This is a genomic window from Leucobacter sp. VD1, assembly GCF_037150695.1.
GTDB lineage: Bacteria > Actinomycetota > Actinomycetes > Actinomycetales > Microbacteriaceae > Leucobacter.
Window position 1 is genome coordinate 345022 of sequence record NZ_JBBCPO010000003.1, and the last position, 23237, is coordinate 368258.

The 23237-nt window shown below is 68.8% G+C and carries 20 protein-coding genes; 9 read left to right on the forward strand and 11 right to left on the reverse strand.

What is annotated here, in order from left to right; translation table 11 throughout:
* Positions 1 to 149: 149 nt before the first annotated feature.
* Genes WFL22_RS10600 through WFL22_RS10615 form a run of 4 tightly spaced genes read right to left on the reverse strand, consistent with a single transcriptional unit; the run spans position 150 to position 5181 of the window.
* A complete protein-coding gene (locus WFL22_RS10600) occupies positions 150 to 1697 on the reverse strand; it encodes an ABC transporter ATP-binding protein (protein ID WP_336992746.1) in 1548 nt (515 codons plus the stop codon).
* A complete protein-coding gene (locus tag WFL22_RS10605) occupies positions 1690 to 2556 on the reverse strand; it encodes an ABC transporter permease (protein WP_336992747.1) in 867 nt (288 codons plus the stop codon). Before WFL22_RS10605 ends, WFL22_RS10600 begins: the two co-directional genes overlap by 8 nt.
* A complete protein-coding gene (locus WFL22_RS10610) occupies positions 2553 to 3521 on the reverse strand; it encodes an ABC transporter permease (protein ID WP_336992748.1) in 969 nt (322 codons plus the stop codon). The genes WFL22_RS10605 and WFL22_RS10610 overlap by 4 nt, the downstream gene beginning before the upstream one ends.
* Before the next feature lie 34 nt (positions 3522 to 3555).
* Positions 3556 to 5181: an ABC transporter substrate-binding protein gene (locus WFL22_RS10615; RefSeq protein ID WP_336992749.1), complete on the reverse strand. Its 1626-nt coding sequence runs from the start codon at positions 5179 to 5181 to the stop codon at positions 3556 to 3558.
* A gap of 179 nt (positions 5182 to 5360) precedes the next feature.
* Here WFL22_RS10615 and WFL22_RS10620 point away from each other — a divergent pair, with 179 nt between their 5' ends.
* On the forward strand, positions 5361 to 5933 hold the full coding sequence (locus WFL22_RS10620) for a TetR/AcrR family transcriptional regulator (RefSeq protein WP_336992750.1): 573 nt from the start codon (positions 5361 to 5363) through the stop codon (positions 5931 to 5933).
* Between the two features lie 44 nt (positions 5934 to 5977).
* Here WFL22_RS10620 and WFL22_RS10625 read toward each other — a convergent pair whose 3' ends face one another.
* Complete coding sequence (locus WFL22_RS10625; RefSeq protein WP_336992751.1) at positions 5978 to 8122, reverse strand: NADPH-dependent 2,4-dienoyl-CoA reductase; 2145 nt, start codon at positions 8120 to 8122, stop codon at positions 5978 to 5980.
* 236 nt (positions 8123 to 8358) lie between these two features.
* Between WFL22_RS10625 and WFL22_RS10630 the strand changes: the two genes are divergently transcribed.
* Positions 8359 to 8919 (forward strand): dihydrofolate reductase family protein, encoded by a 561-nt coding sequence (locus WFL22_RS10630; protein WP_336992753.1) that lies wholly within the window; start codon positions 8359 to 8361, stop codon positions 8917 to 8919.
* Between the two features lie 80 nt (positions 8920 to 8999).
* Here the strand turns inward: WFL22_RS10630 and WFL22_RS10635 are convergent, their stop codons facing one another.
* On the reverse strand, positions 9000 to 9203 hold the full coding sequence (locus tag WFL22_RS10635; protein ID WP_017883062.1) for a cold-shock protein: 204 nt from the start codon (positions 9201 to 9203) through the stop codon (positions 9000 to 9002).
* Between the two features lie 320 nt (positions 9204 to 9523).
* Here WFL22_RS10635 and WFL22_RS10640 point away from each other — a divergent pair, with 320 nt between their 5' ends.
* Genes WFL22_RS10640 through WFL22_RS10660 form a run of 5 tightly spaced genes read left to right on the forward strand, consistent with a single transcriptional unit; the run spans position 9524 to position 15681 of the window.
* On the forward strand, positions 9524 to 10468 hold the full coding sequence (locus tag WFL22_RS10640) for an NUDIX hydrolase (RefSeq protein ID WP_336992754.1): 945 nt from the start codon (positions 9524 to 9526) through the stop codon (positions 10466 to 10468).
* Positions 10465 to 11802 carry a quinolinate synthase NadA gene (gene nadA, locus WFL22_RS10645; protein ID WP_336992755.1) on the forward strand — a complete coding sequence of 446 codons (1338 nt, stop codon included), beginning with the start codon at positions 10465 to 10467 and terminating at the stop codon, positions 11800 to 11802. Before WFL22_RS10640 ends, nadA begins: the two co-directional genes overlap by 4 nt.
* Complete coding sequence (locus WFL22_RS10650; protein WP_336992756.1) at positions 11799 to 13607, forward strand: L-aspartate oxidase; 1809 nt, start codon at positions 11799 to 11801, stop codon at positions 13605 to 13607. The genes nadA and WFL22_RS10650 overlap by 4 nt, the downstream gene beginning before the upstream one ends.
* Complete coding sequence (gene nadC / locus WFL22_RS10655; RefSeq protein ID WP_336992757.1) at positions 13601 to 14449, forward strand: carboxylating nicotinate-nucleotide diphosphorylase; 849 nt, start codon at positions 13601 to 13603, stop codon at positions 14447 to 14449. Before WFL22_RS10650 ends, nadC begins: the two co-directional genes overlap by 7 nt.
* Positions 14446 to 15681 (forward strand): cysteine desulfurase family protein, encoded by a 1236-nt coding sequence (locus WFL22_RS10660; RefSeq protein ID WP_336992758.1) that lies wholly within the window; start codon positions 14446 to 14448, stop codon positions 15679 to 15681. Before nadC ends, WFL22_RS10660 begins: the two co-directional genes overlap by 4 nt.
* 38 nt (positions 15682 to 15719) lie before the next feature.
* On the opposite strand, the gene WFL22_RS10665 is transcribed toward WFL22_RS10660, so the two are convergent.
* Both WFL22_RS10665 and WFL22_RS10670 read right to left on the reverse strand, forming a co-directional pair.
* Positions 15720 to 16994 carry a DUF4192 family protein gene (locus WFL22_RS10665; RefSeq protein ID WP_336992759.1) on the reverse strand — a complete coding sequence of 425 codons (1275 nt, stop codon included), beginning with the start codon at positions 16992 to 16994 and terminating at the stop codon, positions 15720 to 15722.
* Positions 16995 to 17135: 141 nt separating this feature from the next.
* Complete coding sequence (locus WFL22_RS10670; RefSeq protein WP_336992760.1) at positions 17136 to 18911, reverse strand: FAD-binding protein; 1776 nt, start codon at positions 18909 to 18911, stop codon at positions 17136 to 17138.
* A gap of 77 nt (positions 18912 to 18988) precedes the next feature.
* Between WFL22_RS10670 and WFL22_RS10675 the strand changes: the two genes are divergently transcribed.
* A complete protein-coding gene (locus WFL22_RS10675; RefSeq protein WP_336651908.1) occupies positions 18989 to 19921 on the forward strand; it encodes a LysR family transcriptional regulator in 933 nt (310 codons plus the stop codon).
* Positions 19922 to 20027: 106 nt separating this feature from the next.
* On the opposite strand, the gene WFL22_RS10680 is transcribed toward WFL22_RS10675, so the two are convergent.
* From WFL22_RS10680 to WFL22_RS10690, 3 genes are read right to left on the reverse strand one after another with little or no spacing between them, the layout of a single operon-like run.
* Positions 20028 to 20711 (reverse strand): DNA alkylation repair protein, encoded by a 684-nt coding sequence (locus WFL22_RS10680; RefSeq protein ID WP_336651907.1) that lies wholly within the window; start codon positions 20709 to 20711, stop codon positions 20028 to 20030.
* Positions 20708 to 21178: a Fe-S cluster assembly sulfur transfer protein SufU gene (gene sufU / locus WFL22_RS10685; RefSeq protein WP_336651906.1), complete on the reverse strand. Its 471-nt coding sequence runs from the start codon at positions 21176 to 21178 to the stop codon at positions 20708 to 20710. Before sufU ends, WFL22_RS10680 begins: the two co-directional genes overlap by 4 nt.
* On the reverse strand, positions 21175 to 22482 hold the full coding sequence (locus WFL22_RS10690; RefSeq protein ID WP_442918484.1) for an aminotransferase class V-fold PLP-dependent enzyme: 1308 nt from the start codon (positions 22480 to 22482) through the stop codon (positions 21175 to 21177). Before WFL22_RS10690 ends, sufU begins: the two co-directional genes overlap by 4 nt.
* 108 nt (positions 22483 to 22590) lie before the next feature.
* Here WFL22_RS10690 and WFL22_RS10695 point away from each other — a divergent pair, with 108 nt between their 5' ends.
* Positions 22591 to 23232, forward strand: coding sequence for a trimeric intracellular cation channel family protein (locus tag WFL22_RS10695; RefSeq protein WP_336651904.1), 642 nt, complete (start codon positions 22591 to 22593; stop codon positions 23230 to 23232).
* Positions 23233 to 23237 lie beyond the last annotated feature (5 nt).

Here is a 23237-nt window from a genome sequence, read left to right on the forward strand (position 1 = left end):
GATACACGGCCCGATTCGCTCGAAGGCTGTTCTTCTGCGTGCTCCTTTTCTGAGCGCGAGATTCCACACGCCCGGCGCAGTATGCTGCTCGGGGAAACGAGCCCAGGTGGCGCTCAGCCGCGGGCGACAGCTGGACGCCTGGCGGGGCCTCAGGCGGTGGCGCTGGCGACGAGCTCACGGGTGAAGGGGTCGGTGGGATCGGCGAACACCCGCTCCGTCTCACCTGACTCGACGACGCGACCGTCGCGCATGATGAGCACGCGATCGCACACGCTGCGCACCACGGCGAGATCGTGCGATACGAACACGAGCGAGACGCCTTGCCTCTCCTGCAACTCCCGCAACAGTTGCAAGATGCCCGCCTGTGTGGTTACGTCGAGCGCCGACACCGGCTCGTCGCACACCAGCACATCGGGGTCGGCGGCGAGCGCCCTCGCGATCGCGACGCGCTGGCGCTGACCGCCCGAGAGCGTCGCTGGCCTGCGACGCAGATACTCGGGGCCGAGCCCCACTAGCGCGAGGAGCGCCTCGGGGGAGCGAGCGGGATCGCGCAGCGAGGCCGACAGGATCCGCTCGACCCGCCAGCGCGGATCGAAAGTGGCGAGCGGATCCTGCGGGATGAGCCGCACGCGGCACCCCGGGTCGACGCGCTCGACCGTACCCGCATCCGGTTGCTCGGCACCCACGAGGAGGCGTGCGAGCGTGCTCTTGCCCGCGCCAGACTCACCAACCACGCCCACAGCCTCGCCCCGTCGCAGCACTAGGTCGGTCTCGTGGAGGCCAGCGCTGGCACCGGTGGGAGCCGGGAAGCGACGGGCGGCACCGCGCAGTGCGAGCAGCACGGGGGAATCGAGGGGCGGGGAGACGGCACGGCTCGCCGCCCCCGGTTTCGGGCCGCGCGGGATCGCCGCGACGAGCGCGCGGGTGACGGCGTGGGCGGGCCGGTGCAGCACCTGCTCTGTAGCACCCTGCTCGACCACGCGACCCCGATCGAGCACGACGATGCGGTCAGCCACACGGGCGACGCTTGCGAGATCGTGACTGATGAGCAAGACCGCCGTGCCCCGCTGTGTCACCTCTTTGAAGAGCTGCAGCACGCGGCTCGCCGTGGTGGCGTCGAGCGCGGTGGTCGGCTCATCGGCGACCAGCAGCGCCGGCTCGTGCACCAGCGCCGAGGCGATCAGCGCACGCTGTCGCATCCCGCCAGACAATTCTCCCGACCGCTGCCGCAGGCGCGATGCGGCGTCGGGGAGGCCCGCCGCCTCCAATGCGCGGATCACGGCGGCCCGCCGCTCACGGCGGCCGATCCCGCGCACCGCCAGTGCCTCGCCGACCTCGGCTTCGATGGTGCGCAGCGGATCGAGCGACTGCAGTGCATCCTGCAGCACGAGCGCTACCTCGCGCCCACGCAGCCCCCGCCACCGACGCGGCGTGAAGGGGCGCACGTCGTGCCCGACCGCCTCGAAGGAGTGGGCCGCCACGGTCCACCGCGGATCCGCCTGAATAAGACCGAGCAGCGTGCGCGCGAGCACCGACTTCCCAGCCCCCGACTCGCCCACCACCGCAACGCACTCGCCGGCGTGCACCCGCAGATCGATGCCGTCGAGCACCGGCGCACCGCCGCGCAGCGTCACGCTGAGCCCCTCGACGTCGAGCACGACCGTCGCACCCGCTCCTGCCTGAGTCGAGCTAGCCACGAGCAGCCCCCAATCGTCGCCCCAGCACCGTGAGCGCCCCCGCGACCAGCACGATCGCGAGACCCGGGCACACCGTCATCCACCAGGCCGTCGTCAGATACACGCGCCCCGCATTCAACATCGCCCCCCACTCCGGCGAAGGTGGCAGCGCGCCGAGACCGAGAAAACCGAGCGCCGACACCCACACAATGGCCTGGCCAATCCCGAGCGTCGCAGCCGAAGCCAACGGCCACAGCGAGTTCGGGGCGATGTGTCGCACGAACACCTGTACCGGCCCCACCTCGTCGAGACGCGCCCACTCCACATAGCCGCTCGCGGCGATGCCGCGCACGCGGGCGCGCAGCATTCGTGCGTAGCCGGGGATCGTGGCGAGGCCGATCGCGAGGATCGACGCGGTGGGGCCGGACCCCATCACCGAGATGAACAGCAGCGCCATCACGAGCGTGGGCAACGCGAACAGCACCTCGAAGACGCGGCCGAGCGAGCTGTCGAGCCAGCGCGGGCCGAGCCCCGCCGCGAAGCCGAGCACCGCCCCAAAACCGATCCCGATACCGGTCGCCGCGAGGCCGATGCCCACCGAGGCGGCGGCTCCGTGCACGACGCGGGTGAAGAGGTCGCGGCCCGATTCGTCGGTGCCGAAGAGGTGTGCCAACGAGGGCGGCTGGAAACCATCGGCCGGGTGCACGGCGAGCGGATCACCGGGGGCCAGCAGCTGCGGTGCGCAGACCGCGATCAGCGCGACCACGAGGATCGCCGTGCTGATCCATCCCGACCATCCGAAACTCCGGGCGGCATCGAACCCGGCACCGCGCCAGAACGCGGTGCCGACCTGGCTCCCGCCGATCCGCATCGCTCTCATATACGCACCCCGTCCCGGCGGCGCAGCCGCGGATCCACCCACTGCTCAAGTACATCCGAGAGCAGCATGATCCCCACGTAGAGCAGCGCGATCACCACGACCGCTCCGATCACCACCGGTACATCGCGCACAGTCGCCGCCTCGAGCAGCATCCTCCCGATGCCCTGCCGTGCGAACAGCGCCTCAACCACCACCGCGCCGCTCAGCAATGATCCGTATGCCCAACCCGACAGAGCGAGCGCCGGCAGTGCGGCGTGGCGCAGCGTGTGGCGCAGCAGCACCCGGGCCTCCGACGCGCCCCGCGAGCGCGACGTGACGGCAAAGGGGGCGTCGTCGGCCTCGATGAGCGAGCCCTGCAGCACATGCGCGAGGTACCCCGCGATCGGCACCGCGAGCGTCACCACGGGCAGCACGAGCCCCGCGGGCGTCGATCCGCTGGTGGCGGGCAGCAGGCCGAATCCGCTCACGAAGACGAGGATCAGCACCGCACCCAGGAAGAACTGCGGCGCCACCGACGCCACTGTTTCGACGCCGGCCATCGCTGAGCGGATTGCGCGGCCGGCGCGGCCGTGACCGGCGAGCGCCACGACGAGCGCGCCGCACACCACAAGCACCCAGGCGAGCAGCAGCGCGAGCGTCGCGATGAGCAGCGTCGGCGGTAGGTTCGCGGCGAGCAGTTCGGTCACCGGCTGCTTCCGGGAGTAGGAATCGCCGAACTGCAGGGTGACGGTGTTCCAGAGTTGCGCGAGATACTGCACGACGAGCGGGCGGTCGAGCCCGTAGGCCTCCCGGGCCCGCTCCGTCGCCTCGGCGCCCGCCTGCGAACCAGGGCCGCCCATGATCGCCTCGAGCGGGTCACCGGAGAGCCGCAGCGCGAAGAACACCACGGTGGCCGTCAACCAGACCACCAGTAGCGCAGACCCGAGCCGCCTCGCGACCGCGCGCGCGATCCGTCTGGCTGTCACGTGTACTGCCCCTCGGCTTCCTCGTCTCTCCGCTTCAGCCGAGACGCGCGTTGACGAAGGTGGGCGTCGCCACGGTGCCGAGCGTAGTCACACCCTCGACGCCCTTCACCAGGAAGTGGTTCTGCTGATCGTAGAGTGGCAGCACCGTGAAACTCTCGAGAATGCGCTGTTGTGCGTCGGCGTAGAGCTTGGTGCGCTCAGCCTCATCGAGCGTGGCCGAGGCCTGATCGAGGATCGCATCGAGCTCGGGATCCTTGAGCTGCGCGTTGTTCGCGAAGTAGCCCGAGGGCGCCGGGATGGTGCCGTCGGAGTGGTAGAGGATGCGCAGCACGTCGGGGCCGACTTTTGTGTAAGGGGCGCTCACTGCCTCGTACTCGTGCGCCGCGAGAGCGCCGTACCAGCTGCTCAGATCGACAGGTTCAATCACCACATCGAAACCGACGGCCGCGGCGTTCGCCTGGATTTGTTCGAACAACGACTGCTCGGCAGCCGTCGACTGATTGGTGCTGACGGGGAAGCGCACGGTCAGCTTCGCGCCGTTCTTCTCGCGCACCCCGTCGGATCCCATCTCCCAGCCCGCCTCGTCGAGCAGCTTCGCCGCAGCCGCCGGATCCGTGCCGAACAACGACTTGTCGGCAACCGCAGTGGGTTCGACGCTCGCGAGCGGCGAGTAGGAACGGGAGGCTACACCCTTGAAGAGCGAGGAGATGCCCGGGTTTGGGTCGGCGACGCGAATGAACGCCTCGCGCACGCGCACATCGTCGAAGGGAGCCTGACCCGAATTGAGCTCGATACGGTTGACCGCGCCGGGGCGAGGGGCGTCGATGTGCTCGATGCCCGATCCGCTCTGCTCAGCAGCGACGATGTCTGCAGGCAGCGGGTTGTCGATGACCTGCACCTCGCCAGCAGCAAGCGCCGCGTTGCGGGTGGCCGCGTCGGGGATAAACCGCCACTCAATGCGTTCGATGTGGGCCGGGCCCTCATGGTCGGCCTCGGGGCCGGGGGTGCGGTAGTCGTCGTTGCGCACCAGGTCGACCTGCTGCTGCGGGGTCCACGACTCGACAATGAAGGGGCCGGTGCCGATGGGGGCCTGGCAGTTCTGCTCCATGCCGCGTGCGATGCCGGCGGGCGACTGGATCGCGGTCCACTGCTGGCTCAGTGACTCGAGCAGCGCCGAGTCAGGGGCCGAGAGGTGGAAGCGCACGTGCGTATCGTCGATGGTCTCGATCTCGGCGATCTTCTGCACCGCAAGGTAACCGGTGGAGGACTGCGTATTGGGATCTTGCAGGTGCTCGATGTTCGCCTTGACTGCTGCGGCGTCGAGCGGTGTGCCGTCGGTGAAAGTGACGCCGTCCTGCAGGGTGAAATCCCAGGTCAGGCCGTCGTCGCTTGCCTGCCACTCGGTCGCGAGCCACGGCTGGATCTTGCCGCTTGAGTCGCGTCCGACCAGGGGCTCGAGATACTGCGTCGAGATGAGCGCCTGTGGGTAGTTGCCGCCCACATGCGGATCGAGGCAGCTCGGTTCGGCGTCGCCGGTCGCGTAGACGAGGGTGTCGCTCTGCTGGTGGTTGGTGCCGGCAGAGCTACAAGCGCTGAGTGCGAGAGCGGCGACCGCGGCGAGTGCAAGAGGCGTGAGCTGGCGGCGATGGTGCGGGGACATGGCGGTGCGAAACTCCTCAGGGTGCAACGACCCGAAACTATTTGTTAGATCCGGTTCAACAAAGCTATCTTACATGCGGGTTGGTGTTGTTGCCCCCCCGCGCTTCGCCCCTGGGCGCCACAGCTCAGACCGGGGTGAGATAGGAGGGAGAGACAAGGGTGCGGGGTAGTGTGGTGGGTATGAGAGCTTCGCGTGGGCGGCCGCCCGCTTCCTCCCGCGAGGTGCTTGCCGACGCGGCCTGCGAGCTGTTTCTTGAACAGGGCTACGAGGCCACCTCGATCACCGAGATCGCGCGTCGCGCCGGGGTGAGCCGCTCCAGTTTCTTCAACTATTTCGCCGGCAAATCAGAGATCTTGTGGTTCGTGTTCGATGGGCGGATCGACGCGCTGCTCGGCGCGCTTGACGATCCGGCGCAGCCACTCGCCGACGCGCTCGCCGTGTTCGCTGCGGGTGAGGCACCCGATACGCTTGCGCTCGCGATCGTCGATGCCCGCACGATGGGGGTCGAGCAGGAGCTTGCTGCGGGGCGGGCAGCGCGCCAGCTGCGGATCGGCACCGCCATCGCACACAGGCTCGAACGCGACGGCACCGAGTCGGTGCGCGCCGCCGTGATCGGGGCCGGCTATGCGGCGGCACTCGTAACTGCGGTGTGGGAGTGGGCGGATCGCGGCGCCGGCCGGCACCCCCTCGATCGCGCGCTGGATGACGCAATCGCGGTTGCCCGAGAGGTGCTTTCAGCTCCCTCGAACTAATGCTGGCGCAGGTGGCGCAAGTGGCGCAGGAGCCGCCTGACCCGCTACAGCTCCGCCGCGAGCCGCGTGCCCTGCGCGATCGCGCGCTTCGCGTCGAGCTCGCCGGCCACGTCGGCGCCGCCGATGAGGTGCGTCACGATCCCGAGGGCCGCGAGTCGGTCGTGCAGTTCGCGCGAGGGTTCCTGGCCGGTGCAGAGCACGACAGTGTCGACGGCGATGGTTTCAATGGCAACGGTCTCAGCGGTGCTCCCGCGCTCCTCGGTATGCAAAGCGGTGGATCCGGCTGCCCCGGGCGGCTTGCTGCCTGCAGCCGTCTCGCCCGCCTGCAACCGCACCCGTAGACCGTCGTCGTCGATGCCGAGATACTCGGCGCCGGCCACCATGCGCACTCCGCGCCGCGCGAGTTCGGTGCGGTGGATCCAGCCCGTCGTCTTGCCGAGCCCTGCCCCCAGCTTGCCTGCCTTGCGCTGCAGCATCACGACACTGCGTGTGGGCCGTTCCTCGACGGGCGGGCGGAGGCCGCCGGCACCAGTGAAGTCGCGGTCGACGCCCCAGTGCGCGAGAAACGCGTCGAGTGCCGCCGGATCCTCAGCCGCCGCGTCGCTCCATCCGGGATCGTCGGCGGGTGCCGTTAAATACTCGGCGACGTCGAAGCCGATACCGCCGGCACCGAGGATCGCGACGCGATCGCCCACCGGGGCCTGTTCGCGCAGCACATCGAGATACCCGAGCACGCTGGGGTGATCGACGCCGGGAATGTCGGGTCGGCGCGGCACCACGCCCGTCGCCACCACAATCTCGTCGAAGCCTTCAGCGGCTAGGGCCTCGGCTGTGGCCCGATGGCCCAACCGCAGCTCGACGCCCGTTTCCACGATCCGCACCCCGAAGTAGCGCAGCGTCTCGCGGAACTCGCTCTTACCCGGCACCTGCAACGCCACGTTCAGTTGCCCGCCGATGCGATCCGAGGCTTCGAACAGGGTCACCGCGTGACCGCGCGAGGCCGCCGTGGTGGCGCAGGCGAGCCCTGCCGGGCCTGCACCGACAACCGCGATCCGCTTCTTCGTAACCGTCGGGCCGATGACGAGATCGGTTTCGTGCCCCGCGCGCGGGTTCACCAGGCAGGAAGCCGGGCGACCGGAGAAGGTGTGGTCGAGGCAGGCCTGATTGCAGCCGATGCAGGTGTTGATGCGCTCGGGGGTGCCCGCGGCGGCCTTGCGCACGAACTCGGGATCGGCGAGGAACGGCCGCGCGAGCGACACCATATCGCCGCAGCCCTCAGCGAGCAGCCGCTCGGCTGTGGCGGGGGTGTTGATGCGGTTGGTGGTGATGAGCGGGATCGATACGGCGTCGGCGAAGCGCCGGGTCGCCCACGAGAACGCGCCGCGCGGCACCGAGCTTGCGATGGTGGGCACGCGGGCCTCGTGCCAGCCGATGCCCGAGTTGATCATGGTGGCACCCGCGGCTTCGACGAGACGCGCGAGCTGCAGCGCCTCGTCGAAGGTTGCGCCGTCGGGCACGAGTTCGAGCATCGAGAGCCGGTAAATTACGATGCAGCGCTCGCCGACGGCCTCGCGCACGCGGCGCACGATCTCGACGGGGAAGCGCAGCCGGCCATCGAGGCTGCCGCCCCAACGGTCGTCGCGGTGATTGGTGCGGCGCGCCGTGAACTGGTTGATGAGGTAGCCCTCGGAGCCCATGATCTCTACACCGTCGTAGCCGGCGAGTTGGGCGAGGCGGGCCGTGCGGGCGAAGTCGTCGATGGTGCGCTCGACCTCGGCGTCGGTTAGCTCGCGTGGGGTGAGCGGCGAGATGGGAGCTTGGATAGGGCTCGGGGCCACAATGTTGGGGTGCGCGCCGTAGCGGCCGGCGTGCAGAATCTGCAGCGCGATCCGCCCACCCTCCTCATGCACGGCGTCGGTGATGACGCGATGGTGGGGCAGTTGCTCCTCGGATTCGAGGGTGGCGGCGCCCGGGGTGAGTCGCCCCTCGTCGTTGGGCGAGATGCCACCCGTCACGATCAGCGCGGCACCGCCGCGGGCGCGTTCGCGGTAGAACGCGGCGAGACGCTCGGCGCCGTCGGGGGCCTCTTCGAGCCCGAGGTGCATCGAGCCCATGAGCACGCGATTGGGCAGCGTGACGAAGCCTAAATCGAGGGGCGTGAGGAGGTGTGGGTACGTCGGCTCTGACATGGATCCCCGTTTCAGTTCGGAGGCGGTGCCCCGAATGTAGTGCGAGCGGCGAAGCGCTGTCGAACCGGGTGTGGCGAGTGTACAAAACAGGGTGGAGTGAGGGGGTGCGTGCGTAGCTCGGCTGCCAGTGTGATGCGGGATGCTCGGATCGCGGCTGATCGAAACACGGGGTGCGCGAACGACCCGGCCGGGCGATACTGGAAGCGGATCGCGCGCGGCGAGCAAAGGAGACGCTGATGGGCCTGTTGATCTATTCGATGGTCGTTTCGGCCGACGGCTACACGAAGGATGCGGCGGGTGGCTTCGACTGGGGCATGGCGAGCGAGGAGCTGCACGCCGTTGTCGCGGAGGCTACCCGATCCGTCGGCACCTACCTCTACGGGCGCCGCATGTACGAGATGATGGTCTACTGGGAGACCGCCGATCAGGACGCCGAGATGCCGCCAGGGATCGCGGAGTTCGCGAGACTTTGGCGAGCTTGCGACAAGATCGTGTACTCGACCACGCTCGACGAGCCACGCAGCGCCCGCACGACGCTGCGCCGCGCCTTCGACCCTGACGAGATCCGTGAGTTGAAGCGCACACTCGAGCACGACCTCACGATCGAGGGGCCCGAGCTCGCGGGCCACGCCCTGCGCGCCGGGCTCGTCGACGAGTTGCAGATCTACCTCGCGCCGGTGGTGGTGGGCGGCGGCACGCGGTTCTTTCCGGATGATCTGCGCTGCGAACTCGAACTGCTTGAACAGCGCAGCCTTGAGAACGGGATCGTGTATCTGCACTACCGGCTGCGGGGGTGAGCGTTGGAGGATGAGGCACTGAAACGAAAAGCGGGGGTGCGGAGCCGAAGCCCCGCACCCCCGCCGGTGTCGCGCTGTGCTTAGAGAGCGCGGATGTTGCTCGCCTGCAGACCCTTGGGGCCCTGCTCGACGTCAAACTCGACGCGCTGGTTCTCGAAGAGGTCGCGACGGCCGTTGCCCTGGATAGCGCTGAAGTGCGCGAAGACGTCGGAAGCTCCGTCGTCGGGGGTGATGAAGCCGAAGCCCTTTTCGGAGTTGAACCATTTCACGGTGCCGATGGCCATAGTGTGTTTCCTTCGTGTGTTGCTGGTCGCAAAGAGCGACCGGGGTGCCACGGCGACGGCGCCGACGTGGAGACTGGTGGTGCGTGCTGCGGCGGGCCGCAGCGATAAAACGTGTCTGGACTGCTCCAACGTTCGGCATTACTGGTCTTGCGGCGAGCCTATCCCAGATGCCGCAAATGCGACAGTCTCGTGACCTTCTTGTGTCCTTGGCGAAGGTGCGCTCTCGGCGTAATTCACTTATAGTCAGTTTGACTATAAGCTGCTGATGGTGGTGCACAGGATGCCCGCCGCCATCAGATGAGCACCGAACAGGGAGTATCGTGCCCTACGAGACCGCGAGCGTGAGCGAGCGCCGAACCATGCCCCCGGCAGTGGCGGTCTCGACAGTCGCCTTCGCGCTCGTGCCACCTGAGGACGCGCTCATCGGTGACACGATCACGGGAGCAGTCGCTGAAACAAGCGCAGCCGCGGGTGCTGGGATCACGCTCTGGCTGCCGCTGGTGCGCCGCACACGCGCACCCTTTCATGGGTGCTGGGCATTGCCTGGCGGTCCTACCCGCTGGGATGAGACTCTTTCCGACACGGCGCTGCGCACACTCCGCGATGCAGTGCGGCGCGATCCCGGCTACCTGGAACAGCTCTACTCCTTCGGCGGTGTCGAACGCTCAGCCGAGGCGCAGCGCCTGGTCACCATCGCTTACTGGGCACTCTATGGAGAACGCGAACTGCTCGCGTCGCCCGTCGCGGCCGCCGACACAGCAGAGCACGCGCGCACCCGCCAACACCCGCGACGCTGGGACGACCCCGAGCCCTTCGACAGCGGGGCGCGAGCAGACGGCCGACCAGGCCGCGAAACGCGGAGCACTCAGGCAACCCGCGATCCGGACCCCAATGTGGCCTGGTTCTCAGCCGACAACTTGCCCGACCTGGCCTTTGACCACGCCGATATTGTGGCCTACGCCCTCGCACGGTTGCGCTCGAAAACCGAGTACGAGGCCGTGGCGCACCGCTTCCTGGGGCCGGTATTCACCCTCGGGCGGCTGCGCGCCGTGACCGAGGCCGTGCTCGGTGAGGCCGTCGACCCCGCGAATTTCAGACGCCAGGCGCTCGCACAGGGCCACCTCGTCGACACCGGCGAAACCGAAACCGGCACGCGGCACCGCCCCGCACGCCTCTACCGCTTCCGGGAGGATCCGCAGCGGCCCCCCGGCCACCCGGGCCGGCCAGCCGCGCCCCACAACCCCGCACCGAGGAGCACAGCATGACGAGCGTGCACGAACTCATCCGAGCCGCCGCCGAGCGCGAACGCACCGCCCGCCCCCCGCAGCAACCCGCTGGCGGCCAGGCCTCGCACCGTCGACCTATCGCCCTGCGGGCTACGGGCGTCTCCAGCTGCGACTCCGGCCTCGCCAGAGACCCCTGGGCCATCGACCGCGCCCCCGGCTACGGGCCCGGAGCGTCGGCACCTGACCCGATCCCCGGCGACGCACCCCGCCAGGGGCCGCTGCCCCAGCGCTACACCGACGCCAGCGATGCGCAGCTGCACGAGTGGATCGTCGCAGCCAAGCAGCAGCTCGGCGAACGGGTGCGAATCCTCGGCCACTTCTACCAGCGCGACGAGATCGTGCAGCACGCCGACTTCGTGGGCGACTCCTTCATGCTGGCGCAGGCTGCAAAGGCGCACCCCGAAGCCGAAGCCTTCGTGTTCTGCGGCGTGCACTTCATGGCCGAGACCGCCGACATCCTCTCCGGGCCTTCGCAGGCAGTGGTGCTGCCCAACCTCGCAGCCGGATGCTCCATGGCCGATATGGCGACGATCGAGCAGGTGGAGCGCTGCTGGGAGGAGCTGACCGGGGCACTGGGCGCCGAAACCGAGAACGGTCTGCAGCCTGTGATCCCGGTGACCTATATGAACTCATCGGCCGCGATCAAAGCCTTCTGCGGGCGCAACGGCGGCATCGTCTGTACCTCGTCGAACGCCCGCACGGTGCTCGAGTGGGCCTTCGAGCGCGGCCAGCGCGTAGTGTTCTTCCCCGACCAGCACCTCGGACGCAACACCGCGAAGGCGATGGGCATCTCCGAAGAGCTGATGCCGCTATGGCGGCCCCATCTCGCGCTCGGTGGCAACACCGTCGAGCAGCTGAGCGAGGCGCGCGTGATTCTCTGGAACGGCTTCTGCTCGGTGCACAAGCGGTTTACCGTGCAGCAGATCGAGCAGGCGCGGGCAGAGCACCCGGGAGTGCGCGTGATCGTGCACCCCGAGTGCCCTGCCGCGGTGGTCGAAGCCGCAGACGGCGCGGGATCGACGGAGTACATTCGCAAGGAGATCGAGGCGGCGTCGCCCGGCGATGTGATTGCGGTGGGCACCGAGATCAACCTCGTCAACAGGCTGCAGGAGCAGCATCCCGAGCTGACGGTGTTCTGCCTCGACCCGGTGGTGTGCCCCTGCTCCACCATGTATCGCATCCACCCCGCGTATCTCGCTTGGACGTTGGAATCGCTCGTTGCGGGCTCGGTGCCGAACCGCATCGTGGTGTCGGATGAGGTGGCCGGCGACTCCCGCGTCGCCCTCGAGCGGATGCTCGCGGCACGACCATGATGCTCGTCGTCGGCTCGGGGGTTGCGGGGCTCTCCTGCGCGCTCGCAGCGGCTCGGGCGGGTGCGGCGACGGCGCTTGTCGTGCCAGGTCGGCTGGAAGCGGGCGGTGCGAGCGGTGACGCTCGCGGCGCGGTGGGCGGCAGCACTGCGCTGGCGCAGGGCGGCATCGCGGCGGCGATCGGCTACGGAGATACACCCGAGGCGCACCTTGCCGATACGGTGGCTGCTGGGGTGGGGCTCGTCGATCTCGAAGCCGCGGCTGTGCTGACCCGTGACGGGGCTGCGGCGGTGCGGCAGCTGCTGCGACAGGGCTTCGCGGCGGATCGCGCGGCGTCCGGCGCCCCGCGTCTGGGGCTGGAGGGGGCCCACGGCTACGCCCGCATTGTGCACGCCGGCGGCGACCGCACGGGTGCGGTGCTGCACAGGCATCTGGTGGCGCTCTTGCGTGCCGAGGTGGCGGCCGGGCGGATCGAGCTGATTGAGGAGCGGGTCGCTGTCCAGCTGCTGAGCGATGCCGGCGCGGTGAACGGTGCTGTGCTGCAGAACTTGGTGGACGGATCGCGCGAGACCTGCCGAGCCGATGCGGTGGTGCTCGCCACTGGTGGCTACGCCGGGCTGTATGCGCGCTCAACCAATCCGGCATCATCGCGGGGTGAGGGAGTGATGCTCGCCGCCCGTGCCGGTGCGGTGGTCGCCGACCTGGAGTTCGTGCAGTTCCATCCCACGGTGCTCGACGGTTCGGGTGTGCTCGTCTCAGAAGCCGTGCGCGGTGCCGGAGCCGTGCTGCGTGACGGGTCGGGGGAGCGATTCATGGTGGGCAGACACCCGCTCGCCGAACTCGCACCGCGCGATGTGGTGTCGCGGGAGATGCGGCGAGTGATGCAGGAGCGAGGGGAGCCGAGGTTGTGGCTCGACGCGACGGGGATCGAACGTGGGGGCGGCCCAGGCACCCTGGCGCGCCGCTTCCCGGCGATCACCTCGGCCACAACCGCAAGCGGGTTTGACTGGCGCCGCGAGCCGGTGCCGGTGTCACCTGCCGCCCACTACACGATGGGCGGTGTGGCGTCGGATCTGCGGGGTCGCAGCTCGGTCCCCGGGCTCTTCGTAGCCGGCGAGACCGCCGCCACGGGGGTGCACGGGGCGAACCGGCTCGCCTCGAACTCGCTGCTCGAAGGCCTCGTGTTCGGTGAGCGGGCGGGCCTCGCCGCCGCCGACTTCGTAGCTTCGCGCGCATCCTGGAGCTTGGAAGGGACAGGGATGCGCGCGCTCGTTGCCGAGGCCGTGCCTGAGACGGTCGGGCTCGGGGCAGGGGTCGAGGGCAATCTGGGAGCTGGTGCTGGTGCTGGTGCTGGTGCTGGTGTTGGTGCTGGCGCTGGTGCCGATGCTCGTACTGATGCTGATGCTGATGCTGATGCTGCAACTGGTGCTGCGGCTGCCGCCAGCTCCGATGCAGGAACACCCGTGGCGCAGCAGCCCGAGCACAGTGAGTGTTCCGCGGCGAATCTGCGCGCGATGATCGCGCTCGCCGCCGAGGCCCGCTGCGAGTCCCGCGGCGCCCACCAGCGCATCGATGCGCCCGCCACCGATCCGGCCCAGGCGCGGCGCCGCGGCTTTGTATTCGAAATCGCAGATCCGCCGGCCCCGACGTGTGCTCGCCGTTCCGCGCCGCCACGTCTTCCCGAGCGGCTCGCCTCTGTGGCACCCCAACCCGGATCAGTGCCTCCTGCATCATCCCCCAGGCACGCGCCAGCCGAGCCCGTGCTCGGGCCCAACCACCCACAGCAGAGGAGCCTCGCGCAGTGCTAACCCCCCACCTCATCGAATCCGTCGTGCGCGCAGCCCTCGCCGAGGACACCCCCTGGGGTGACCTGACCGTAGAGCTCGCCATTCCTGCGGGCGCCGCCATCGACACCAGCCTTGTCGCACGGGAGACAGGGGTGTTCGCCGGAGGAGCGCTGCTCGTAGAGACCTTCCGCCAACTCGACCCGCGCATCGAGGTGACCGAGCTCGCCGAGGACGGAGCTGCCTTCGAGGCGGGGGCCTCGCTCGCCCGCATCACAGGCCCGGCCCGCGGTGTGCTGACGGGGGAGCGGGTGGCGCTCAACCTCTGCCAGCGCCTCAGCGGGATCGCAACCCTCACCGCCGAGTACGCTGCTGCCGTCGCCCACACCCGCGCCCGCATCGCCGACACCCGCAAAACCACGCCGGGCCTGCGCGCGCTCGAAAAGCATGCGGTGCGCGCGGGCGGAGGAACGAACCACCGCTTCAGTCTTTCCGACGCGATCATGGTGAAGGACAACCACCTCGCCGCTCTCGGTGCCGTCGACGATGCCTCCATCACGGCTGCGCTGCGCGGCCTGCGAGATCGCGCCGGACACACCACCGCGATCATTGTGGAGGTCGACAGACTCGAGCAGATCGCACCCGTGCTCGCCGCAGCGCCGACCGGCATCCTGCTCGACAACTTCTCGATCCCCGAGCTGGTGGAGGGCGTGCGCCTCATCGACGGCCGCGCTGTGGTGGAAGCGAGCGGCGGGGTCGATCTCAGCACTGTCGCGAGCATTGCGGAAACAGGTGTGGACGTGATCTCTGTCGGCCGACTCACCCACGGCGCACGAGCGCTCGACCTGGGACTGGACGCGCGATGAGCGTGCGCGCGGCCGGAGTTGCTGCGGACCGCACGCACGCCACCGAAGTTCGAAGAGATCGCCGCTATCTCGATGCCGCCGCGACGGCGCCGCTGCGGCCGGAAGCGCGCGCGGCGATGCTCGCGGTGCTCGATGCTGGGCCTGCCAACCCGTCGAGCGTGCACCAGGCCGGACATCGCGCGCAGCAGACACTGCAGGCCGCGCGAGCGGCCATCGCCTCCGCGCTCGGCGCCAGGGAGAGTGAAGTAGTGCTCACTTCTGGTGGCACCGAAGCCAACAATCTTGCGATCATCGGGCTGGCCCTCGCCGCGCCGCGCGGGCGCCACATCGTCACCACACCGATCGAGCATCCCTCGGTGCTTGAGAGCTGCCGCTTCCTTGAGCGCGTGCACGGATTCGAGCTGAGCGTAGTGCCCGTTGATGCACAAGGCAGCGTCGATCCTGCTGCGATCCGGGCGGTGCTGCGCGACGACACGACGCTCGTCTCGGTGGGGCTCGCGAACGCCGAGATCGGCTCCGTGCAGGCTGTGCCCGAAATCGCCGCGGAGGCTCGCGCTCGCGGAGCCCTCATGCACACCGACGCGGTGCAGGCGGCGGCTTCGTTGCCAGTCTCGTTCGGTGCTGGCGGGAGCGGTGGTTCCGGGCCTGGGGCGGCCGTCTGGCCCGGACCCGAAATTGACGCCATGACTGTGGCCTCGCATAAATTTGGCGGCCCGCAGGGAGCCGGTGCGCTGCTCGTACGCGCGCAACTGCCGATCGAAGCTCTGCTGCACGGCGGAGGGCAGGAGGGCGGTCGACGCTCCGGCACTGAGAACGTGGCGGCGATCGCGGGTTTCGCGGCAGCCGTCACCGCTTCCTCGCACGACATCGGCAGCCGCGCCCTCGCCCTCATGCGCAGCCGCGACGAACTTGTCGAGCGTGTGCTTGCCGAAGTGCCTGGCGCCCAGCTCACCGGGCATCCGATCGAGCGCCTGCCTGGGCATGCCTCCTTCGTGATGACCTCCGCGAGCGGTGAATCGCTGCTTATCGCGCTCGACGCGGCAGGCTTCGCGGTCTCTTCCGGATCGGCCTGCGCTGCAGGCAAAGACGAACCCTCGCCGACGTTGCTCGCGATGGGCATCCCGCCAGAGCTCGCGCAGACGGCGGTGCGCTTCACTCTCGCGAGCTCGCTCAAAAGTGCCGAAATCGAGCGCGTGGTGGAGGTGCTGCGATCGGAGATCCGCTCGCGCTGAGCTGCGCCGACACCCGCACGGGCGCGGCGCGAGGGCGCTCACGCCGCCCTCGACAACGGCCGTGGGAGCACGTGCATCGATGGCGGCGCTGCGGTAAGCCGCTCAACCATGCGCGCGAGTTCATGCTGCGGATCGATGGCGAACGCCGCGTCGAGTTGACTTGCGGCGACGGATTGGGATCCGCTCAGCCACCACAACCAGGCGCTGAAGGCGAGCAATGCCGGCCGCAGCTCATCGGGTGCCACCGACGCTGCCTCGACGAGCCGTGTGCGCAGCGGCGGCACACGCTGCATCTCGGTGAACTCGAGCGAGAGATCTGCGAGCAGGCGGCGCAGCGACCAGCCCGGTGTGCGGGAAGGCGAAGGCCCGCTGTCGAGATCGACCGGCACCGCCACGAACTGGGCCGGCCCGATGTCTTCGGCGAGTTCGACGGGGAAGAGCGGCCGGGTGAGCACCCCGAGAGCGAGCAACAGCCACCTGTCGGGCAGTTGTGCGCAGCGGATCAGACGCGCCGACATCGTGGGAGAAAGGGGTTCGTTCAGGTCGAGCAGTGCCGCGGTCACCTCTGCGGTGTCGCGCATCCAGGCGTAGGCCTCCGGGGGAGCAGGATGTGTGTGCTGTTCGGCCTCCACCGCGGTGAACTCCCGCCGCACAGGCACCGGTGCGCGCCCGGGCACAGGGGTGCCGCCTGCGGTGCGCCGCCGGAAATGCGCGGCTGCATACGGGGGCACTTCTGCGAGTGCGGCGAGCACCGCATCACGAGTCTCGGGGTCGGCTTCGGGGATTGCGCCGAGTTCGTTGATGTCTTTGGGGGCGGAGGCGCCCGGCTCCGCATCGAGCGCGAGCGGGCTCTCCGCAATTTCGCTGAGGGGGTGCCCGCCCGTGGGAGCACTCGGATCGAGAAAACTGATCCAGCCGTCTGGTGCTTGGCAGCACAGCTCGCGCAGGAAGATGCCTTCGCGTCGCAAGCGGCGCTCGAGGCGCCGTGCAAGCGCCCGCCACGGTGGCCCGTCGGCCTCGGCGAAGGTTCGGCTGCAGGTCATCGCCACGGCCGGCGAGGAGCTGACCCCTTCCCCGAGCCCGCGCAGGGTTGCGCTGATGAAGTCGAGCAGAGGTGCGACATGTCGGGGTGATTCGTCAGGAGGGAGATCGAGGCGCATTGCCCGGTTCGTGCGAGAGCCGGAGAAGAACACGATGAAGATGCTGTCGGCGGCGGTGTAGCCGACGAGATGGGGCAGAGCCGCGAGGAAATCTGCGGTGCCGTGGCATTTCAGAACGCGGAGCGAGGTATCGGAAGCGGTGTCATGAGTCATGGTCCTATCCTGCGCTGGGCGAGCACACGCATGGGGCCTATCCACAGGCCAACGGCCGATTCGAGTGATCTCCACCCGAATCGGCCGCCTGTGGGCGAAGTGCGGTGATCCGCCCCTGCCCGAAAAAACCGAAGAACCCAGCTACTCGACCAACTTGCCAGCTACAGAGTCGTCGGCGTCGGCGTATGCCAGCGCCCGGAACGCCTCAGGGGCCTCCGGCAGCGGTTCGAACACCACACCCGCAGACGGCGACCACACGAAATTGCCGCGCAGCTCATCATTCTGATCAGGGAAATCAGAGCGGTTGTGGCACCCTCGCGTCTCGCGGCGCTCAAGCGCGCACTCCAGGGTGGCGCGCGCGGCAAGCATCGAACCGTAGAGATCGAAGGCGTGGGCGAGATCATCGAAACCCGCGATATCCGGGTGCGCGGTGAGCTGCGAAACTCGTTCCTCAAGCGCGTCGAGCTTCGCGAGGCCTGCGCGCAGGCCAGCCTCAGAGCGCACCACACCGGCGTGCTCCGTCATGAGGTCGCGCAGCGCCCGCTGCAGGCGACGTGGGCTTTCGGTGCCGCCGCCCGTGAGCAGCCCCTGCATCTCGGCGCGTGCCTCGGCAACAGCCGCCGGATCGCGCTTGATCTCGGTCAGCCCAGAGACATAGTTCGCGGCATCGGAACCGGTGATCCGCCCGTACACCAGCAACTCGATGAGGGAGTTGCCACCCAGTCGATTGGCGCCGTGCAGCCCGCTCGACGCCTCGCCGATGGCATAGAGCCCATCCACTCCGGTGCCGTGATCCTCCGGACGCACCCACACGCCGCCCATTGAATAGTGGGCTGTCGGGGCGATCTCGATGGGTGCCTCGGTGATATCGAGCATCTGCAGATCGATCAGGGTGCGATAGACCCGCGGCAGCTTCGCGAGGATCTGCTCACGAGGCAGATGTGAGACATCGAGGAAGACGCCACCATTCGTGGTGCCACGGCCCTCGATGATCTCGGTGTAGCTCGCAAGCGCGACCCTGTCACGGGTAGACAGCTCCATGCGTTCGGGATCGTACTTCTCCATGAACCGCTCGCCGAGCGCATTGCGCAGGATGCCGCCCTCACCGCGCGCGGCCTCGGAGACAAGGGTGCCTGCGGCATCAGCGGGTTCGAGAATGCCCGAGGGGTGGAACTGCACGAGTTCGGCGTCGCGGATGCGGGCTCCCGCGAGCACCGCGAGTCGGAACGAGTCGCCCGTGTTCTCGTCGCGACGCGAGGAGGTGTTGCGCCAGATGCGGGTGTGGCCGCCTGCGGCGAGGATCACGGCGTCAGCGTGGATCACGACGGGGGTGCCGTCGACGATGTCGAAGCCGTAGGCGCCGAAGATGCGACCGTCGCTCACCAGCAGGCGGGTGATGTAGATCGTGTCGATGATCGGCACGCGCAGTTCGGCGGCGCGGCGCATGAGGGTGCGCTGGATCTCCAGGCCCGTGTAGTCGCCGGCGTAGCAGGTGCGACGGTACTTGTGTGCGCCGAAGAAGCGCTGGCTGATCCGGCCGTCGGCCTCGCGGGCGAAGGGCATCCCCCAGCGTTCGAGTTCTTCGATGCCCTGGGTGGCGCCGCGAGCGACGACCTCGACAATGGCGGGATCGGCCAGGAAGTAGGACTCGCGCAGCGTGTCTGCTGCGTGCTGCTGCCAGCTGTCTTCGGGGTCGACGGTGCCGAGGGCCGCGTTGATGCCGCCGGCGGCGAGGGTGGTGTGCGCGTCGTGGGCGCGGCGCTTGCCAACGGCGAGCACCTGCACACCGCGTTCGGCGAGTTCAATGGAGGCCCGCAGGCCGGCACCGCCTGTGCCGATGACGAGCACGGAGGTCGAGAGGATCCGCTCGTGGGGAGCGGATCCGTGAATGTCAGTGGTTGCTGCGATGGTGTTCATGCGGACCACGCTAGGCACCCAGCGACGATTACTCCAATGAATAGATTGGATCATGACGATGCGAATAGGCTATGGACATGAATCTCGAACAGCTGCGCGGCTTTGCCGAGGTCGCCCGCACCGGTCACTTCACCAGAGCCGCTGAGCACCTACACCTTGCGCAGCCCTCCCTCAGCCGACAGATCGCGAGCCTCGAAGGCGAGCTCGGCGTCGAGCTGTTCCACAGGGCCCGCGGCAATGTGACACTCACCGCGGCGGGGGAACGCCTGCTACCGTTCGCGCGGCGCATGCTCACCGACGCCGAGACCGCACGCGGCGAAATGGCCGAGCTTGCGGGTCTGCGGCGCGGGCGCATCAGGCTGGGTGCCACACCCACCCTCTGCACGAGCCTCGTGGCCGATGTGCTCGCCGAGTTTCGTGGCCGGTACCCCGGCATCGACATCGAGATCCTCGAACGAGGATCGCGCAGCCTCATCGCAGCGCTCATGGAGGGGTCGCTCGACCTCGCCCTCATCGTGACGAGCGTGTCGTCAGATGCGGCGCGTGCGGTGCTCGAACGCGAGCCCATCCTGAGCGAGCGTTTGGTCGCAGTCTCCGCCGCGGAGGAGCGAGACCCTTTCGCCGGGGCAGCAGCCGTCGGGCTTGCCGAGCTCGCTCAGGTGCCCCAGGTGATGTTCCCCGAGAACTACGATCTGCGAGTCGCGATGGATGCGGCTCTGCGCAGGGCTGGCATCGCGCCGCTTGTCGCCGTCGAGGGCGCCGAGATGGATGCGGCGCTGAGCTTCGCCGAGCGGGGCATCGGTGTTGCGGTGGTGCCGGCCATGGTGGCAGCGGATCGATCCAAGCTGCGCGTCACACCGCTCGCGGGCGATGGTCTCACCCGCACGATCAGCGTGGCCCGCCGCTCAGACATGGCACCCACCCACGCCGGCGCGGCAATGCAGGCCATCATCAGGGAGATCGCCGACAGGCTTGCCGCGACTGAGCACGGCCTCGTCGCGCGGGCGTGAGGGCTGGTGTGAGGGCTGATGTGTGTGTGTGTGTGTGTGTGGCAGCGCGCCGGCATCGTGAGCGGGCATGCCCCGGTGAGTGCGCGCTTCGCGGGCACCCGCGCGCTCAGCCCTCGCGGCGTGAAACCAGCTCGGCGATGGCGATCGGCGCGTAGGGCGAGGTGCAGTTCGGGGGCGTCGGGTAATCCTTGAGCACTCCGAGGCGCTCGCCGATCGCGATAGCTCGGTCGCGATACTCCGGGTTGCAGACTCCGATCTGGGTGAGGCACCAGTTCATCGACCACTGCAGGCGATCCGGCGCATCCTGCATGCCCAGCTCGATCACATCGAGCAGCATCCCGGCGTCAACACCCTCGGGTTGCTTCGCCACTCGCTCCGAAGTGAGCTCCCAGCCGGCGCTCGCCACCACGGGGTCGTCGTCCATGAGCCAGATCAGGCGCAGCTGCTCGGCGTGGGGGCTCTTCTTCACGATGTAGTTGACGAGCCAGCCGTGCACCTTGGGGATGACCGCTTCCCGCAGCATGGAATCGAGCTGGGCCTGGGTGAAGTCGCGAGGCTTGGCAATGAGAGTGGCTACGAGCCGGGCCGGCGTGTAGCCGGTAGCCCACAATTGCAGTGCAAGATCCTGATTCTTCTTCAGCGGCTTCGCGATCTCCCGCAGCCGCGTGAGGTTGACCCCGTGATCGTCGCCGTGGCGCTCGTTGACCGCACGCACCTTCGGATCCTCCAGCGCTTCGAGCGCCGCGACGATCTCGGCGACCGTGCTGTCGAAGGTGATTGCGGCGCTCACGCGCGCTGCCCCTCGACCTGGCGCAGATCCGCCTCGAGTGCGACCCAGCCGAGCATCGCGCACTTCACCCGCATCACGAACTTCGCGACGCCCTGCAGGGCGACGGCATCGCCCAGCAGCTCTTCGTCGGGTTCCCCAGCGCCGCGCGCCTGAATCATCTCGCGGAACGCTGCGATCCGCAGCTGCGCCTCCTCGATGGTGAGCTGTTCATCGCGCACCAGCTGAGACAGGATCGAAGCAGACGCCATCGAGATCGAACAGCCCTGCCCCTCCCACGCCAGCCGCTCGATGCGCCCGCTCTCGGCGTCGACGGCAATTGAGAGGTCGATCTCATCGCCGCAGCTCGGGTTGAACTCGTGATGCGACGCGGTCAGGGCGCCATCGGGCGCCTCAAGCGCTCCCTTGCCCACCGGGCGCTTCGAGTGATCGAGGATCAGTTCCTGGTACAGTCCGTCGAGCGCGCTCACGCCGACACCTCCACTCCGAAGTACCGCTGAGCGCCGCGGAGCGCGTCGAGAAAACGATCGATCTCGTCCTCGGTGGTGGTGAGGTGCACGCTCGCACGCGTCGACGAGGCAATGCCGAAGGCCCGATGCAGCGGCTGTGCGCAGTGGTGGCCCACCCGCACCAGCACCCCTTGCTCGTCGAGAAACTGGCCCACATCGTGGGCGTGCAGGCCCTCGACCGACACCGCTGCGAGTGCCACTCGCTGCGCGGGGTCGGCGGGGCCGAGCAAGCGCACACCGGGGGTCTCCTCGATGCCTGCGACCAGCCGCTCCACGAGCTCGTGCTCGCGGGCGGCAGCACGCTCCATGCCGACGGCCGAGAGAAACTCGACGGCCGCGCCCAGGCCGACAGCCTGCGAGACGGGCTGGGTTCCGGGCTCGAAGCGCATGGGCGGCGGCATGAACTCGGCCGACTCCATGGTGACGCGGGTGATCGCGGATCCGCCGGTGCGTGACGGCGGCAGCGCGGCCAGCAGCTCGGGGCGACCGTAGAGCACGCCGACACCGTTGGGGCCGAGCATCTTGTGACCTGAGAACGCGGCGAAGTCGACACCGAGGGCGTCGAGGTCGACGGGAATGTGCGGCACCGACTGGCAGGCATCGAGCACGGTGAGCGCGCCGACGCTGCGCGCGAGTGCGGCGAGTTCGGCAACGGGCGCGACGTAGCCGGTGACGTTGGAAATGTGGGCGAAGGCGAACACGCGGGTGCGTTCGGTGAGCGCTGCTCTGGCGTCGTCGATGGTCCAGGTGCCGTCTTCGCGCACGGGAATGTAGCGGAAGGTCGCACCGGTTCGGGCTGCGAGCCGCTGCCACGGGATGAGATTGGCGTGGTGCTCGGCCTCGGTGACGAGGATCTCATCACCCGGCCCCACCGCGAAGCGTTCGCTGCCAGGCACACCGAGCGCCGGGTTCGCACTCGCCTCTCCGATGCCGAGGGCCACGATGTTCAGGGCATCGGTGGCGTTCTCGGCCCACACGATCTGCTCGGGCGCAGCCGCGCCCACGAAGCGGGCGACCGCGGCGCGGGCACCCTCGAAGGCTTCTGTGGCCGCCCCCACGGCTCCGCTCGTGCCGCGGTGCACGGCGGCGTTGGCGGTTTCGAGGAATCGCCGTTCGGCGTCGAGCACCGCGGCGGGCCGCTGCGAGGTCGCCGCAGCATCGAGATAGGCCGGAGGCGTCGGGAGACCGGCCTGCAGCGCGAAGTAGGGGAAGGCCGCGCGCAGTTCGGCAACCTCCGCTGGGGTGAGAGCAGACATGGTCTCCATTCTTCCACCCGGGCTTGTGCCCGTGGAACCTCTCGGTACAACGCCTGCGAGCGGGCCCCTATTCCGGAGGGAGATCGCTGAAACCCGCACCCGGATAGAATCTGACCCGTGGTGAGCACTGTCGTCTACGAGATCCTGCAGCTGTCTGGCATTCTCGCCTTCGCGATCTCAGGAGCGCTCGTGGGTGTGCGCCGCCGACTCGACATTCTCGGGGTGGTGGTCGTCGGCTCGTTCACGGGTGTCGGCGGTGGCATCGTGCGCGACATGCTGCTCGGCGTGCACCCGCCCGTCTCCTTCTTGCACTGGCCGAACCTGGCGGTCGCGCTCGTGGGCTCGCTCGCGGTCTTCTTCATTCACCCGGGCATCACGCGGATCCGACACTTCGAAGTGGTGTTCGACGCCTTCGGTCTGGGGTTGTTCTCTGCGAACGGTGCCGCGACGGCGCTTCTCGCAGGCCAAACCCCGCTCACCGCGATCCTTGTGGGCACGATCACCGCGATCGGTGGCGGCGTGATCCGCGACGTGCTCGTCAACACGGTGCCGGGGGTGCTGACACGCGAGCTCTATGCGGTGTCTGCTCTCGTAGGTGCCGGGCTCGCCGTTGCGATCATGGCGCTCGGGGGCGGTGATGGCCTGGCATCGCTCGTGGGCGGTGCGGCGGCGATCGTGCTGCGCCTCACCTCGGTGGCTCGCGGCTGGCACCTGCCGAAGCCGCGCATCGGGCGCGAACCCGAACCCTCAGAGAGCTGAGGCGG

Excerpts from the sequence above, each read along its gene's own strand:
- WFL22_RS10605 (WP_336992747.1), bottom strand. The coding sequence starts at position 2,556 with ATGAGAGCGATGCGGATCGGCGGGAGCCAGGTCGGCACCGCGTTCTGG.
- WFL22_RS10615 (WP_336992749.1), bottom strand. The coding sequence starts at position 5,181 with ATGTCCCCGCACCATCGCCGCCAGCTCACGCCTCTTGCACTCGCCGCG.
- WFL22_RS10620 (WP_336992750.1), top strand. The coding sequence starts at position 5,361 with ATGAGAGCTTCGCGTGGGCGGCCGCCCGCTTCCTCCCGCGAGGTGCTT.
- WFL22_RS10625 (WP_336992751.1), bottom strand. The coding sequence starts at position 8,122 with ATGTCAGAGCCGACGTACCCACACCTCCTCACGCCCCTCGATTTAGGC.
- WFL22_RS10630 (WP_336992753.1), top strand. The coding sequence starts at position 8,359 with ATGGGCCTGTTGATCTATTCGATGGTCGTTTCGGCCGACGGCTACACG.
- WFL22_RS10635 (WP_017883062.1), bottom strand. The coding sequence starts at position 9,203 with ATGGCCATCGGCACCGTGAAATGGTTCAACTCCGAAAAGGGCTTCGGC.
- nadA (WP_336992755.1), top strand. The coding sequence starts at position 10,465 with ATGACGAGCGTGCACGAACTCATCCGAGCCGCCGCCGAGCGCGAACGC.
- WFL22_RS10650 (WP_336992756.1), top strand. The coding sequence starts at position 11,799 with ATGATGCTCGTCGTCGGCTCGGGGGTTGCGGGGCTCTCCTGCGCGCTC.
- WFL22_RS10660 (WP_336992758.1), top strand. The coding sequence starts at position 14,446 with ATGAGCGTGCGCGCGGCCGGAGTTGCTGCGGACCGCACGCACGCCACC.
- WFL22_RS10665 (WP_336992759.1), bottom strand. The coding sequence starts at position 16,994 with ATGACTCATGACACCGCTTCCGATACCTCGCTCCGCGTTCTGAAATGC.
- WFL22_RS10670 (WP_336992760.1), bottom strand. The coding sequence starts at position 18,911 with ATGAACACCATCGCAGCAACCACTGACATTCACGGATCCGCTCCCCAC.
- WFL22_RS10675 (WP_336651908.1), top strand. The coding sequence starts at position 18,989 with ATGAATCTCGAACAGCTGCGCGGCTTTGCCGAGGTCGCCCGCACCGGT.
- WFL22_RS10690 (WP_442918484.1), bottom strand. The coding sequence starts at position 22,482 with ATGGAGACCATGTCTGCTCTCACCCCAGCGGAGGTTGCCGAACTGCGC.